Source organism: Rhodococcus qingshengii JCM 15477, from assembly GCF_023221595.1.
Lineage (GTDB): Bacteria > Actinomycetota > Actinomycetes > Mycobacteriales > Mycobacteriaceae > Rhodococcus_F > Rhodococcus_F qingshengii.
Window position 1 is genome coordinate 4693305 of sequence record NZ_CP096563.1, and the last position, 12720, is coordinate 4706024.

Genomic DNA, 12720 nt, shown 5'->3' on the forward strand with positions numbered 1-12720 from the left:
TCCTACTCCACTGACTTACCCACACGGCGTCCTCGGCGCGGGCGTAGGAGAGCACGTTTCTGCTCCTTCGCCGCAATGATGATCGGGTCGTGCGAAAGATCCTTGTACAGCGAGAAGCACAGTCCGATCATGACCAGCACGAACGGCGCCGCAGCGATGATCGTCATGGTCTGCAAGCCGTCGAGCGCTTCGGAACCACCGGTCCACAGCAGAAGCGCCGCGACGCCACCGGTCAACATGCCCCAGAACACCACGACCCAGCGACTCGGTTCGAGCGTTCCGCGCTGCGAGAGCGTCCCCATCACCATCGACGCAGCGTCGGCGCCGGAGACGAAGAACACTGCGACGAGCAGCATGACGAGGACAGTCGTCACTCCGGCCAACGGCAGATTGTCGAGCATGCCGAACAGTTGAGCCTCTTCCGAGCCTCGGCCGGACAAGCCGATTCCGTCGCGTTCCTCGCCGATGCCTGCGCCGCCGAAGATCGCGAACCAGAGCAAGCTGACAGTCGTGGGAACGGCGATGACGCCGACGATGAACTGGCGGATCGTGCGGCCGCGGCTGATGCGGGCCAGGAACATGCCGACGAACGGCGTCCACGACACCCACCATGCCCAGTAGAAGATCGTCCACGACGAAAGCCACGCGCCGGTTTCAGGATTCGACGATGCACCCGTGCGGGCCGACATCTGGGCGAGGTCGGAAACGTATGCACCAATGGTCGTCGGGAGCAGATTGAGAATCAGTACGGTCGGCCCGAGAACGAACACGAACAGGGCCAAGATCAGCGCGAGCACCATGTTGATGTTGGAGAGCCACTGAATTCCCTTGGCCACACCGGAAACTGCCGAAGCGACGAACGCCAGGGTCAGCACCGCAACGATGGCCACGAGCAGGAATACGCCGGCTTCTTCCATCCAGCCGACTACCTCGAAACCGGAGCCGATCTGAAGTGCGCCGAGCCCCAAGGATGCTGCGGTGCCGAAAAGCGTCGCAAAGATTGCCAGGATGTCGATGACCTTGCCGATCGGCCCTTCGGCTTTGCGACCGAGCAACGGGATGAAGGCCGAACTGAACAGTTGCTTGCGTCCTCGGCGATACGACCCGTACGCAATGGCAAGGCCCACAACGGCATACATCGCCCAAGGATGAAGACCCCAGTGAAACATGGTGGTAGCCATGGCAGTTCCGACGCCACCGTCGGTACCGGGAGGCGGAGTCACGTAGTGCGCAAGCGGTTCCGCGACACCGAAGAACATCAGGCCGATGCCCATGCCGGCGCTGAACATCATGGCGATCCAGCTGACGGTTCGGAACTCTGGCTTCTCACCGTCTTTGCCCAGCGGAATGTCGCCGAATCGACTGACAGCGAGGTAGATGGAAAACAGCACGAAAGCCGAAGCTGCGAGTACGAAGAGCCAGCCGATGTTCGTCACCAACCAGCCGAGAACACTTCCGGTTACCGAGTTCAGGTTGTCGGGAGCTACGAGACCCCACACGACAATAGCCAGCACCGCTGCGGCCGCCACGGAAAACACCACGTAGTCGGTCCGAACGCCTACCCGAGTGAAGCCCGTCTCCGGGCGCTCTTCGTTGGCCCCGGAATCTTGTTCGGATCGATCAGATTTCGTCACCATAGATGACTACGTTCGTCACTTTGTGGGCCAAAAGCAAGCTGGAAGGCGGGCTCAACAGCCGTTGAACCCGCCTTCTCACCCCGATCAAGCTGGGGTTTTAACCCAACCGTTGCCCTTGCCGATCAATCCGTCGATGCTGATGCGTCCTGCGCCGATAACAGCGATCAAGAGCGAACCGACACCGAGTGCGACGACGAGTTCATAGCCGCCGTTGTCTATGAAGACGCCCTTGTCGGCGTGCACGATGAAGAACGCGCCGACCATGTCGAGGAACAGCAGTGCGCCGACGAGCGGGGTCAGCAGACCCGCGATGAGCAGGATGCCGCCACCGAGTTCGATGGATGCTGCCAGAACTGCAGAAATCTTGGGGAGCGGGGCGCCCATCCCTTCGAATGCGGCCTGCGTTCCGGCGATCTTGTAGGTGAAGAACTTCTGCCAACCGTGGGCGATGAAGATGATCCCGAGGCCGACACGGGCGATGAGGAGTCCGAGGTCACGAGCAATCGACGAATTCATGAGCCAAGACTGACAGCTTTAAGTTGAAGCGTCAACTTAATCAATGTGTCACGCACCTCTCAATGCCGACTCCACCATGGCGACGATCTCAGTGTCGGAGTACCCGAGCGAGCGGACCTTATGCGCAAACGCGGTCGCCGCCTGCTCCGCCTGCGCCTGCACCGGATCGGTCCCCGAAGCGATGAACGTCCCTTGCTTTCCCCTCGTCTCGATCACGCCCTGATCGCTGAGCGCGCGATAAGCCTTCGCGACGGTGTTGGCCGCCAATCCCAGCTCCGAGGCCAATGCACGCACCGTCGGGATCTTGGTTCCCGCAATCAATCCGCCGCCGTGAACCTGCTCGATAATCTGTTGCCGCAGTTGGTCGTACGGAGCTGTGGAGGAATCGTGTTCGATCGCGATCTTCATCGTCACCCTCGTCGTATCTTCTCGGTCACAGCATCTTCTCTCTCACAAACCCTCGATCGCTTCGCGGATCGTATGCGGGCCGGAGGTCAGAACCAATATCTTGCCGACACTGGACGGCGCGTCGATGAGCGCTTCGATCACTGCGGCGACATCTGCACGAGGCACAGAGCCTCGATCGACGGGTGGCTCTGCAAGAAGGACTTCACCGGTGGGGTCGTCGTCTGTCAGAAGGCCTGGCCGAAGAATCGTCCAATCCAGCGAAGTCCTTGTCTTCAGGTCTTCCTCTGCTGCAGTCTTCGCCCGCAGGTAGGCGGCAAAAACCTCGTCGGTGTTCTCCGGTATTTCGTCACCAGCACCCATGGCGCTGATCTGTATGAACCGACGCACTCCCGCTTTCTCGGCGGCATCGGCCAACAGCACCGCCGCAGCTCGGTCTACGGAGTCCTTCCGCTCGATCGAGCTACCAGGTCCGGCGCCCGCGGCGAAGACCGCGACGTCGGCACCGTCGAGTACCTTCGCAACTTCCTCGACCGTGGAGGATTCCAGATCGATCACCACGGGGAACGCGCCGAGTGTGCGGACCGCACCCTCGTGCGCGGAGTTGCGGATCAGCGCTACCGGCCGATCACCATGTCCTGCCAGCAGGTACGTCAGGTGCTGCGCGATCTTGCCGTGCCCACCGGCAATGACCACGCGCCGTTCGTCCACACTTCGATGTTCCGTCATCGTTTTCTCCTCACAAGTCGGTACTTCAAGTGCAGCGCGCCGGAGGTGTCCGTTGTTCCCCTGTTTGTCCCACGAGTTCGGACACAGAGGCAGAATGACGGACATGGCATCTGCAACCATCTTCCACAATCAACGGTGCAACACGTCGCGGACTGTTCTCGGACTTATCCGCGACGCCGGCATCGAACCGACCATTGTGAAGTACCTCGATACTCCGCCTACCCGATCCGAGCTGGAAAAACTCCTCGCCGACGCCGGCCTCGAGCCCAGCCAAGCCGTTCGCAAGCGCGAAACGCAGTACAAGGAACTCGGGCTCGCCGACGCATCCGAATCCGAGATCCTCGACGCGATGATCGAGCACCCAATTCTGATCGAACGCCCGTTCGTGGTCACTGACAAAGGCACCGTCCTCGCGCGGCCTGCAGCCAAGGTGGAAGAAATTCTCTGACAGCGTCGACGGCTTACAGCGGATCGCGGGCGATCGGGCAGGACATGCACCGAGGACCACCTCGGCCGGACCCCAGTTCCGAACCCGCGATTCGCAAAACCTCGATACCCGAGGCCTCCAGCCTGGCGTTCGTTTCGACGTTGCGCTCGTAAGCGACGACGACGCCAGGCTCGACGGCGAGGGTGTTGTTTCCGTCGTCCCACTGCTCACGCTCGGCAGTCACCGTGTCGAGTCCGGTGTCGATCACACGCAGTTTTCCGATTCCCATGGCGTCGGCCGCCGCTTCGAGGAACGGCGTCGCACCGCGAATACTCACCCCGTCGTCTTCCTTGCGCAGAGTGAACGCCGCCAGGGTGTCCTGAATGGCCGGATACATGACGACCGCGTCGGCCTCGACCATGGTGCAGACCGTGTCGAGATGCATCGACGCTCGGCGTTGCTCGATCGGAACAACCAACACCGTGTGGGCGAGGCCGTCGTCGAACACGCTACGCGCCAATGCTTCTGCTCCGGCGGGTGACGTACGTTCACCGACACCGATTGCGATCACCCCCGGCGCGAGAAGCAGCACGTCACCTCCCTCGACAGGAGCCGTGTGCGACTCGTACGCGCGGCGCACGCCTTTGAATCGAGGGTGATGCGCGTAGACGAGATCCGTTATCGAGGATTCGCGAGCTCGCGCTGACAACGCCAAGGACGTGATGATGACCCGTGGCCCGACCCAGAACGACGAATCACGGGTGAAGAGCAAGTTGGGCAACGGGTCGATCACGAAGTCACCGCCGTGATGCATCCTGCGCACCAACGAGGTCGAGTCGGCATCGATCGGCAATTCGTCGAACGTCATTCCTGCAGTAAGGATCGACGAAAGCTCCTTCGGCTCCACCTTTCGCAGGTAGGCGGCCAGGTGTTGCCCGAGCGCGTGGCCGATCTTGCGTGCGTCGACGGCGGCCGCGATTCCCTGGATCCTCGCTGCGCCACTGACCTCGAGCGCCTCGGTGAGGAGATCGGACAAAAGCAGTACCTCGACGCCGCGCTCACGAAGGACGGTCGCAAACTGATCGTGTTCTTCCTGCGCGCGGTCCACCCACGGCAACGCGTCGAACAGCAGCTCGTCGTTGTTGCGCGGAGTCAATCGTTTCAACTCGTCGCCAGGACGATGAAGAATGACCGATCGCAATCGGCCCACCTCGGAATCGACACCGAGGGGGACGGAGCCAGAAGCGTTCATGAGTGAACACTAATCCCGTAGGCCCCACCCAGCAGGGACAAGCAGCTGTCGTACCGGTCCGCGTAACGTCTGATCCGACGCAGGCGAGAGGACCAGGCAATGAGTAGTACGGATCAGGCGGCGCTGAACGGCGCCGGAATCGAGAGGTTCACCGGTCGCTGGGTCGGCGCTGGAGCCGGACATTTCCCCACCATCGACGACTTCGAGTACTCCGAGGAGATCGAGTTCGCGCCCACCCCGAAACCGTTTCTCACCTACTCGTCGCGCACTCGTGGGCTCCCCGACGGACGACCGCTTCACATGGAATCGGGATACCTGCGCCCAACACCGGGTGGTGAGCTCGAATTGCTGGTCAGCCAGCCCACCGGATTCGTCGAGATCCATCGCGGCACCCTCGACTCCGAAGGCACTCTCGCCTTGACCCGTCTCACGCTCGCAGCATCACCCGACGCAAAACCGGTTCACGACGTTCGGCGAGTCATGCGCGTTCAGGGCGACACGCTGACATACGACCTGTGGATGGCGCACGGCGACACCCCGCTGACGCATCATCTCCACGCCACCCTCCACCGCGCGACGGACCGGTAGTCGCCATGGAGATGCCGTCGTGGAAGGCAAAGGAACTCACGCCCGGCCAGCTCTCCGAGCGCAGCGGTGTCGCCGTCTCGGCCCTGCATTTCTACGAACGAGAAGGCCTCATCGTCAGTCGCCGGACCAGCGGAAACCAGCGCCGATACCAACGAGACACGCTTCGACGCGTCGCCTTCATCAGAATCTCGCAACGCGTCGGCATTCCGCTGTCGGAAATCAGAGAGGCCCTCGGCACACTTCCTGAAGGCCGTACCCCGAACCGCGCAGATTGGGAAAGATTGTCGACCGGGTGGCGGCGCCACCTCGATCTACGCATCGAGCAACTGGAACGTCTACGGGACAACCTCACCGGTTGCATCGGTTGCGGGTGCCTCTCGTTGGAGGGGTGCGCCCTCGCCAACCCGCACGATCAACTCGCATCCGCCGGCCCGGGTGCGCGCGTTCTGGAAGTAGATTTCGGTGCAGGCTCAGGCGAGAAATGACTCGACGGCGTCCCGATCGCGCCCCAGCAAGTCCTCGACGGTCTTCTTCAGCAACTTCTCGATCTGGCCGCCGATGATCGGCATCTTCACCTCAGCCGTTCCGTCGACGACCAACCGCGTGCAGGACTCGGCGGCGGTGAGATCGAGCGTCGTCTCGATTCGGATCGGCAGTCCCCGCGCGATTCCGGTGACCGACCCTGCTGCACGCCCGTCCGACAGAGGTCCCCACCGATCGACCCGTTTCAGACCGAGCCGACTCGGCGCAACCTTGGCGACCAGGCTCGGGAGGGAGGCGGAGTCGATTTCCTCGGACACGGATACTTCGATCGATCCGTCTCGAACTTCGATGTCCGAGGTGGCATAAAGGTCTCCGAGTCTGCCTTTCCAATAATTCGGGTCGGTCAAAGTTCGATGCACGTCGTCGATCGGATATTTGAATTCGATATCGAAGTGAAAACTCTTCGGCATGACTTTGGTCCCTATTCGACTAGATAAAAGTCCCGGCGGAGTTAACGCTCATCGCTTGAGCAATTTACTGAACTGGTCGTTCGCTTTTTGCATCACGAACTCGTAAGGCAGGGCGAATTTGCGCGCCCACCAGTATCCGAATCGGATGTCATTGGACGTATATACGAGGTACGTATTCTTCTCGATTCCCCGCAGAATGCACGACGCCACCTTCTCCGGGGAGACAGCACGCGCCTCGAACCGGTGCGTGAGTTTTTCGACCCGCGGGTCGTTCCTGTCGATACCCGCTATTTCCACGGTTCCCACCAATGGCGTCTTCACCCCACCCGGCACAACCAGACTGACCCCGATTCCGTGCCGCTTCAGATCGAATCGCAGCACCTCGGACACCCCGCGAAGGCCGAACTTGCTCGCACTGTAGGCGGCGTGCCACGGCAGGGCCAAAAGTCCGGCAGCCGAAGACACGTTGACCAGGTGTCCACCCTTGCCGGCACGAATCATGGGTGGAACAAACGTCTCCATGACATGGATCGGCCCCATCAGGTTGACGTCCACCATGGACTTCCAATGCCGATGTTCGAGGTTCTCGATAGTTCCCCACGCTGAAATGCCGGCGATATTCATGACGACATCCATCGAAGAAAATTGAGTGTGAATCTCGGTACCGAATTTCACGACCTCGTCGTAGTCCGAGATATCGAGTGCCTTCGCCATGCTGACCGTGCCGCCGCCGGCGCCGACCATCGCGACCGTCTCTTCCAATCCGACGCTGTTGATATCGGTGAGAAACAATTCGGCGCCGACTTCTGATGCACGCAGCGCAGTTGCACGTCCAATTCCACTACCGGCGCCGGTGATCAGGCATTTCTTGCCGTCGAGCGACCTTACAGACATGGATGAACACTCCCCCGCACTCGTACTGTGGACATGCGGGAAAGTCTACGCACGCACGGTGCGGCCGCCCTGAAACACGCAGGACGACCTGCGGGGCACGGCCGTACTCCGCGCAAACACCGCACAGAGACGACCGCAGCGAGCACTAGAGACGCTGCATCATCTGCTCTTGATAGCCCTTGACCGTACGGTCGAGTTCTTCCGCCGCTACATCGTCCCCACGCTTGCGTGCGTCGTGGGCTCGATCCTGAATTTCACGGATTGCGCGGCGCAATTCATCATCGCTCATCGTGTGTTTCATGTCACAATTCTGCACCCACCCGGAGGGTTTAGCTAGCACAGATCGCAATCCGGCAAACCGTTCAAGGTTCAACCCGGAGGTGATCCGCATGACATCGCAACCAGCCACCCTGATCGCGACCCTAAACCTTCAAACATCGCTTGAACTGCAGTTTTTCAATCGAAATAGTTGTGAAAAACCAGGCTAACGCATAGCTAATATCGCCAAAACGGGTAAAAGGTTTGATATTGGGCGGATTGGCCAAGTACTGGAAGGTTCGAATAGCGCAGTCGTAGCTGCACATTTCCGTGTGACGGAAACTCAATGTGCGCTGAGACATAGCTGAGCACTCATTGGGCGGACGAACCGAATCTCGGACACATTTGACAACTAGTCCACTAAACAGACTACGGTGAGCTACCGATCGGTTATCCGCGTGATACCGTAGGATTCACTGAACGGACAATTGCTAGCTAGAGAGGATTACGGGGCGGTTCACAATGGCTGACTTTGCAGAACGATTGAACAAACTGTTCGACAGTGTTCATCCTCCGGGGCGCAAACCCCATACCAACGCCGAGGTTGCGGCAGCGCTCATCGAAGACGGCCATCAGATCTCCAAGCCGTACATCTCGCAGCTCCGCTCGGGACAGCGCACCAACCCCTCAGACGAGACAGTCGCAGCCTTCGCCCGGTTCTTCAAGGTGAAGCCCGACTACTTCTTCAACGACATCTACGCAGCCAAGATCGATCACGATCTCGAACTGCTCTCACAGCTCCAAGGCTACGGGCTTCGCCGCCTCTCGAGCCGTGCATTCGACCTCTCGGAAGAATCGCAGAATCTACTCACCACGATGGCTGAAAAGCTCCGCGCGAGTGAAGGTTTGCCAGAGGTTCCGCCTGACGCGTCACGCTGATGTGACCGTGCTGAAGCACTGACTCGATCTCGAGCACTGCAATGACATGGAGTAGGTCGACTACGAACGTCGACCTACTTTTGTCGTTTCATCGAGTTCTTTCGCCAACAACAACACCCAGCGGCGCGCCGACATCTTCTCAGGAGGCGCAATCCACCTGGTGTCCAACACATCCGAGGCCAAGGGATCGGCGATCCACCCCGCCAAAATCCCCGCGTGTGCAGTGACGGCCCGCGGCGGTTCCTGACCACCGACGTCGAACATCCCGGCGCCGGACTGGATGTACATCGCATCCATGATCTGCGCGATCATGTCCGATGCCCGCAGCACAGACGTACTCCCGGCGCTGTCCGCGTCGACTACCTCGGGGAATCGCTTGACGAGAAGCGCGTGCATCCGCCGCAGCCGGTACAGATCTCGTCGCGCACGTAACCAGGTCTCGAGAAGCACCCACGTGATGCCCAGCGCAATCAGAACACTCGAGGCAGCGATGAACCACACCCCTGGGCCCGTCCAGATATCCGATTCGAGTGCGCCGGTGCCACCGATCGATTCGACAAGCATCACGACGACCACGACGAGCAGGATCGACGAACCGGTCACGATCAACGCGATTCCGCGCCCCAACGGCGCCCACGCAACGTGCCGTAGCCCCGTCGAAATGACAAGGGACAGAGCGACGATGATAAAGATCAGAGCCGGCGCCGGGTAGCCGAAGAGAACCGCGATCGCCACCAGGAGCCCCACCGAGTACAGCACGGTGGCGAGGCCGCGCATAGCCGGACGTGACATCACCGGCCACGCAGACACGGCGCCGACTGCACTGGCCGCAGACAACGCTGTCCACAAGACGATGACGATCATCGCGGCGGCATGCTGCTCCGGCGCAATGCGATCGACGATGTCCCATACCGCCGGCACCATGACCGTCGACGACAATGCGACCGAGAAGCCTGCAAAGACCATCGACATTCGCAACGGCGTCGCGGTGCGCGCGACAACTCGACCCAGTCTCGCGCCGGCTGCAACCCAGACGAGAAGGGCCACAGCCCAAAAGATCATCCGATCGCCTCGTCGTACCGCAACACCGACAGCGGTGTCCCACGGCCACTCATCGTTCGCAGACGCATGATCAACATCGACGCGAACGTCTCGGCTTCCCACTCCGCGATGTCGTCCATCGGCACGGGTTCGTTGCGCCGCAGAGAACGTTGACTCAACATGTAGGCGATCAAATCGTCACTGACCTCGAGCGTCGCCTCGGCGATCTCGGCACCCTCGTGGCGAAACACTATGTGCCCCAACTCATGTGCCAGAGTCCGCTCGACATTGGGTAGTCCGGGAGCCAAAACGATGACGTCGTGGTCGTCGTAGGCCCGGCGCTGACCGCACACTCCGGTGGCGAGAGGGGTTTCCAGATCGATCTCGATCGGGCGCCCACGCTCGCGGGCGACTGTCTGCACCACCGTCAGCAGTGACACTGCCTCCGACGACGCTGCTGCGTCGCATACGGCATCCACCGCGGCCAGAACGCGGCGATGTGAACGTCTGTCCGGCACGACTCACGCACCTCCCTGTGATCCGGGTGCCAGGAATTCGGCACGCGCGGCAGCCAATCGTGCCTTCTGCAGCGATGCTCCGCGGAAAGTCAGTGCTCCCGCACCGGCCGCTACCACTGCCATTCCGCCTACACCGCCGGCGACGGCGGCGGCGTTGAGAATCGGCGGAAGCCCTTGAGTGAACGCCGTCGGAAACGCCTGCGGGTTGTCAGTCGGAGCCGCGACGTTCGGAACGTTCGACGGTACCTGCGGAGCTACGGGTGCGGGTGCGGCCAGAACCTCGGGTGCGGAAGGGGCTGCGACTGCGCCCGGCGCAGCGTTTGCCGGTCCACCGGCAGAGGGTGCAGGCGGTCCACCGGCAGAGGGTGCAGGCGCTCCGCCGCCCGCTGACGGTCCCTGCGGATCAGACGGTCCAGCCGGCGGAGCCGCTACCGCGGACGACTGCTCGGAACTCGGCTGCGATTCGGAAGGAGACTGTGTCTCGGAGGGTGCTTGGCTCGAAGGACTCTCGGTCTGCGAAGTTGCGTTGGTCGCAGAAGTTGCGTTGGTCGCGGGGGAAGCGCTGCTGCTCGGACGTTGCGACGCCGAAGGGTTGGTCGTGGGCTCAGTCGTGGTCGTGGGATCAGTCGTCGTGGGCTCAGTCGTCGTGGGCTCAGTCGTCGTCGGCTCAGTCGTCGTGGTCGGCTCAGTCGTCGTGGTCGGCTCAGTCGTCGTCGGCTCAGTCGTCGTCGGCTCAGTCGTCGTGGTCGGCTCAGTCGTCGTGGTCGGCTCAGTCGTCGTCGGCTCAGTCGTCGTGGTCGGTGTCGGAATTACGGTCGTGCCGCAGTTGTGACGGTGACAATGCCAGCCATAGTTGCCGTTGCCGTTGTTGCCGCCACCGTTGCCGTTGTGACCGCCACCGTTGCCGTTGTTATTGCCGCCGTTGCCGTTGTTATTGCCGCCGTTGCCGTTGTTATTGCCGCCGTTGTTGCCGTAATTGCCGTTTCCATTGCCGTTGTTGCCACCACCGCTGTTGCCGCCAGGTTGGGCGGCGACGATGGCGGGGAAGACCGATACGGCAAGGACGCCGATACCCATCAGGCACATCACAGCAACAAGCATCATCGCTAGCCGTCGTGGCTGGCTCATCGACATTCCTCCCCGACACATACGTCCGACCTGCGGAAAACTGCGGCAGACTCACCGTGCCTATCGCACCGGACACACCCTCGTTACATTTCCGGCAAACATGTATCCGCCCAAGGATCATCCCTCACTTGGAAGCTCAACGGTCCGGATCAGCGGTCGCAATCGTATGAAACGGCGCACACTCAGATCGAATCTTCGCAATTCGGGCAGGCCCTGAAAATGCAGGAAAGGGTCGTTCAACTTTCGTTGAAAGACCCTTTTCGCTGGTACTTCTTGGTGGAGCTGAGGGGAATCGAACCCCTGACCTCTTCGATGCGAACGAAGCGCGCTACCAACTGCGCCACAGCCCCGTGCCACCGCCTCAGCGGTGCTCGGCAACTCTAACAGGAACGAATACTCCCGTTGGAATCACCCGACACGAACTTTCGGCCCGACAAGATCGGCCCAGAAGATCACTGACCGGACGCGCGACGCATCTCGGTGTGCCTGATCTCTTCTTCGTAGTGATCCAGGTGATCGAACACCGGATCTTCGTCGTCGACCTCGAGGACAACCGCTCCTGGCCGACGCAGTCGCGCCGGAATCAGGCGAAGCTCTTCGTCGGTGTGCGATTCGACTCCGAGTCGCGATCGGTTGAGGCGTTCGGTACGACGGCGGCGAATCTCTTGCTCGATCCGAACCTGCCGACGCAAGTACGCCATGTACCCGCCGAGGCCGCACACGGTCAGCGCAAACAACCACCACACCATCGGCGAGATGATCAATGCGAGAGCGCCCGAGAGAATCGCGACGAACGCAAGTCCCAGCAATGTCCGCTGACGGAATGCATACCGCGCCTCCCGGGCGATGGCATCCGCTTCGGGGTCGAATCCGCCTCGGCCGCGCCGAACCGGAACAAATTCTCCGACCGGTGCACGACCGCCGGCGTAGTCGTCTTCTGCGTGAGTGTCCATCTGGTCCTCCGCGTCGTAGCTGCTGCGCACTGGTTCTGGTTGCCAGTTCGGATCGCTTCGATGTCCTGCTGCCGGCCCGCGCTGAACAGGGTTGCTGTCGCCGCGGTGGAGTACTCGAGTCGCGAGTGCCGCGTCACTCGTCTGCCGGATCCTGGGGCGCTTGTTGACAAGCATCGGCACCAGGACGAACAGCCACACGGCCACCAGCCCGATCCACACGAATGAGCTAGGCATGCCGCGGCCTCCTCCCGATCACCTACCAGCACCTATGCCAGCCGTTGACGAGTCAAGGTTAACGGCCGACGCCCTCGCATCGTTGCCGACGCGCCGAACCCCACCATACTCATGTGTCACACGCGTACCGAACTGAACTTCCGGTTCAGTCCCAAAAGTCTCAAGTTCTGGTTGAATCAAAAACCACATTTTCCCGCCCGAAAGTAGGACTACTCAGCGGTAACTGCTGTTTAGCTCGCGTTTCTCAC

At 61.1% G+C, this 12720-nt stretch carries 17 protein-coding genes and 1 tRNA gene; 6 read left to right on the plus strand and 12 right to left on the minus strand.

Annotated features, from left to right (window positions below):
- Positions 1-2 precede the first annotated feature (2 nt).
- The 4 genes from M0639_RS21285 to M0639_RS21300 all read right to left on the minus strand — a co-directional run bounded on the left by M0639_RS21285 (position 3) and on the right by M0639_RS21300 (position 3287).
- Complete coding sequence (locus M0639_RS21285) at positions 3-1637, minus strand: BCCT family transporter (protein ID WP_003946258.1); 1635 nt, start codon at positions 1635-1637, stop codon at positions 3-5.
- An 84-nt stretch (positions 1638-1721) separates the two neighbouring features.
- A complete protein-coding gene (locus tag M0639_RS21290) occupies positions 1722-2153 on the minus strand; it encodes a DoxX family protein (protein ID WP_003946228.1) in 432 nt (143 codons plus the stop codon).
- A 48-nt stretch (positions 2154-2201) separates the two neighbouring features.
- A complete protein-coding gene (locus M0639_RS21295) occupies positions 2202-2561 on the minus strand; it encodes a GntR family transcriptional regulator (RefSeq protein WP_003946225.1) in 360 nt (119 codons plus the stop codon).
- 42 nt (positions 2562-2603) lie between these two features.
- On the minus strand, positions 2604-3287 hold the full coding sequence (locus M0639_RS21300; protein ID WP_003946268.1) for an SDR family oxidoreductase: 684 nt from the start codon (positions 3285-3287) through the stop codon (positions 2604-2606).
- 94 nt (positions 3288-3381) lie between these two features.
- Here M0639_RS21300 and arsC point away from each other — a divergent pair, with 94 nt between their 5' ends.
- Positions 3382-3735, plus strand: coding sequence for an arsenate reductase (glutaredoxin) (gene arsC / locus M0639_RS21305; RefSeq protein ID WP_003946209.1), 354 nt, complete (start codon positions 3382-3384; stop codon positions 3733-3735).
- 13 nt (positions 3736-3748) lie between these two features.
- Here arsC and arcA read toward each other — a convergent pair whose 3' ends face one another.
- Entirely contained in the window at positions 3749-4966 is a 1218-nt protein-coding gene (gene arcA, locus M0639_RS21310; protein ID WP_003946210.1) for an arginine deiminase, read from the minus strand.
- Positions 4967-5065: 99 nt separating this feature from the next.
- Here arcA and M0639_RS21315 point away from each other — a divergent pair, with 99 nt between their 5' ends.
- Both M0639_RS21315 and soxR read left to right on the plus strand, forming a co-directional pair.
- Positions 5066-5554, plus strand: coding sequence for a heme-binding beta-barrel domain-containing protein (locus M0639_RS21315; protein ID WP_003946270.1), 489 nt, complete (start codon positions 5066-5068; stop codon positions 5552-5554).
- Positions 5555-5559: 5 nt separating this feature from the next.
- A complete protein-coding gene (gene soxR, locus M0639_RS21320) occupies positions 5560-6039 on the plus strand; it encodes a redox-sensitive transcriptional activator SoxR (RefSeq protein ID WP_003946250.1) in 480 nt (159 codons plus the stop codon).
- On the opposite strand, the gene M0639_RS21325 is transcribed toward soxR, so the two are convergent.
- From M0639_RS21325 to M0639_RS21335, 3 genes are all read right to left on the minus strand, one after another.
- Entirely contained in the window at positions 6025-6507 is a 483-nt protein-coding gene (locus M0639_RS21325; protein WP_030536322.1) for a DUF2505 domain-containing protein, read from the minus strand. The genes soxR and M0639_RS21325 overlap by 15 nt on opposite strands.
- A 48-nt stretch (positions 6508-6555) precedes the next feature.
- Positions 6556-7401 (minus strand): SDR family oxidoreductase, encoded by an 846-nt coding sequence (locus M0639_RS21330; protein WP_007729029.1) that lies wholly within the window; start codon positions 7399-7401, stop codon positions 6556-6558.
- Positions 7402-7546: 145 nt separating this feature from the next.
- Positions 7547-7702, minus strand: a complete 156-nt coding sequence (locus tag M0639_RS21335; protein ID WP_003946253.1) for a hypothetical protein — start codon at positions 7700-7702, stop codon at positions 7547-7549.
- A gap of 479 nt (positions 7703-8181) precedes the next feature.
- Here M0639_RS21335 and M0639_RS21340 point away from each other — a divergent pair, with 479 nt between their 5' ends.
- Positions 8182-8598, plus strand: a complete 417-nt coding sequence (locus M0639_RS21340; protein WP_003946231.1) for a helix-turn-helix domain-containing protein — start codon at positions 8182-8184, stop codon at positions 8596-8598.
- Between the two features lie 60 nt (positions 8599-8658).
- Here M0639_RS21340 and M0639_RS21345 read toward each other — a convergent pair whose 3' ends face one another.
- Entirely contained in the window at positions 8659-9660 is a 1002-nt protein-coding gene (locus M0639_RS21345; RefSeq protein ID WP_064074035.1) for a hypothetical protein, read from the minus strand.
- Positions 9657-10157: an ImmA/IrrE family metallo-endopeptidase gene (locus M0639_RS21350; RefSeq protein ID WP_003946241.1), complete on the minus strand. Its 501-nt coding sequence runs from the start codon at positions 10155-10157 to the stop codon at positions 9657-9659. Before M0639_RS21350 ends, M0639_RS21345 begins: the two co-directional genes overlap by 4 nt.
- Before the next feature lie 178 nt (positions 10158-10335).
- Here M0639_RS21350 and M0639_RS21355 point away from each other — a divergent pair, with 178 nt between their 5' ends.
- Both M0639_RS21355 and M0639_RS21360 read left to right on the plus strand, forming a co-directional pair.
- Entirely contained in the window at positions 10336-10989 is a 654-nt protein-coding gene (locus tag M0639_RS21355) for a hypothetical protein (RefSeq protein ID WP_248671212.1), read from the plus strand.
- 2 nt (positions 10990-10991) lie between these two features.
- A complete protein-coding gene (locus M0639_RS21360) occupies positions 10992-11267 on the plus strand; it encodes a hypothetical protein (RefSeq protein ID WP_156667370.1) in 276 nt (91 codons plus the stop codon).
- A gap of 292 nt (positions 11268-11559) precedes the next feature.
- Here the strand turns inward: M0639_RS21360 and M0639_RS21365 are convergent.
- Both M0639_RS21365 and sepX read right to left on the minus strand, forming a co-directional pair.
- A tRNA-Ala gene (locus M0639_RS21365) sits at positions 11560-11635 on the minus strand.
- Between the two features lie 102 nt (positions 11636-11737).
- Complete coding sequence (sepX, locus tag M0639_RS21370) at positions 11738-12472, minus strand: divisome protein SepX/GlpR (protein ID WP_007727521.1); 735 nt, start codon at positions 12470-12472, stop codon at positions 11738-11740.
- Between the last annotated feature and the right edge of the window lie 248 nt (positions 12473-12720).

Bases quoted from the DNA above. Each gene is read 5' to 3' on its own strand.
- M0639_RS21345 (WP_064074035.1), bottom strand. From the start codon at position 9,660: ATGATCTTTTGGGCTGTGGCCCTTCTCGTCTGGGTTGCAGCCGGCGCG.
- arcA (WP_003946210.1), bottom strand. From the start codon at position 4,966: ATGAACGCTTCTGGCTCCGTCCCCCTCGGTGTCGATTCCGAGGTGGGC.
- M0639_RS21285 (WP_003946258.1), bottom strand. From the start codon at position 1,637: ATGGTGACGAAATCTGATCGATCCGAACAAGATTCCGGGGCCAACGAA.
- arsC (WP_003946209.1), top strand. From the start codon at position 3,382: ATGACGGACATGGCATCTGCAACCATCTTCCACAATCAACGGTGCAAC.
- M0639_RS21290 (WP_003946228.1), bottom strand. From the start codon at position 2,153: ATGAATTCGTCGATTGCTCGTGACCTCGGACTCCTCATCGCCCGTGTC.
- M0639_RS21295 (WP_003946225.1), bottom strand. From the start codon at position 2,561: ATGAAGATCGCGATCGAACACGATTCCTCCACAGCTCCGTACGACCAA.
- M0639_RS21330 (WP_007729029.1), bottom strand. From the start codon at position 7,401: ATGTCTGTAAGGTCGCTCGACGGCAAGAAATGCCTGATCACCGGCGCC.
- soxR (WP_003946250.1), top strand. From the start codon at position 5,560: ATGGAGATGCCGTCGTGGAAGGCAAAGGAACTCACGCCCGGCCAGCTC.
- sepX (WP_007727521.1), bottom strand. From the start codon at position 12,472: ATGCCTAGCTCATTCGTGTGGATCGGGCTGGTGGCCGTGTGGCTGTTC.
- M0639_RS21325 (WP_030536322.1), bottom strand. From the start codon at position 6,507: ATGCCGAAGAGTTTTCACTTCGATATCGAATTCAAATATCCGATCGAC.
- M0639_RS21315 (WP_003946270.1), top strand. From the start codon at position 5,066: ATGAGTAGTACGGATCAGGCGGCGCTGAACGGCGCCGGAATCGAGAGG.
- M0639_RS21300 (WP_003946268.1), bottom strand. From the start codon at position 3,287: ATGACGGAACATCGAAGTGTGGACGAACGGCGCGTGGTCATTGCCGGT.
- M0639_RS21335 (WP_003946253.1), bottom strand. From the start codon at position 7,702: ATGAAACACACGATGAGCGATGATGAATTGCGCCGCGCAATCCGTGAA.
- M0639_RS21340 (WP_003946231.1), top strand. From the start codon at position 8,182: ATGGCTGACTTTGCAGAACGATTGAACAAACTGTTCGACAGTGTTCAT.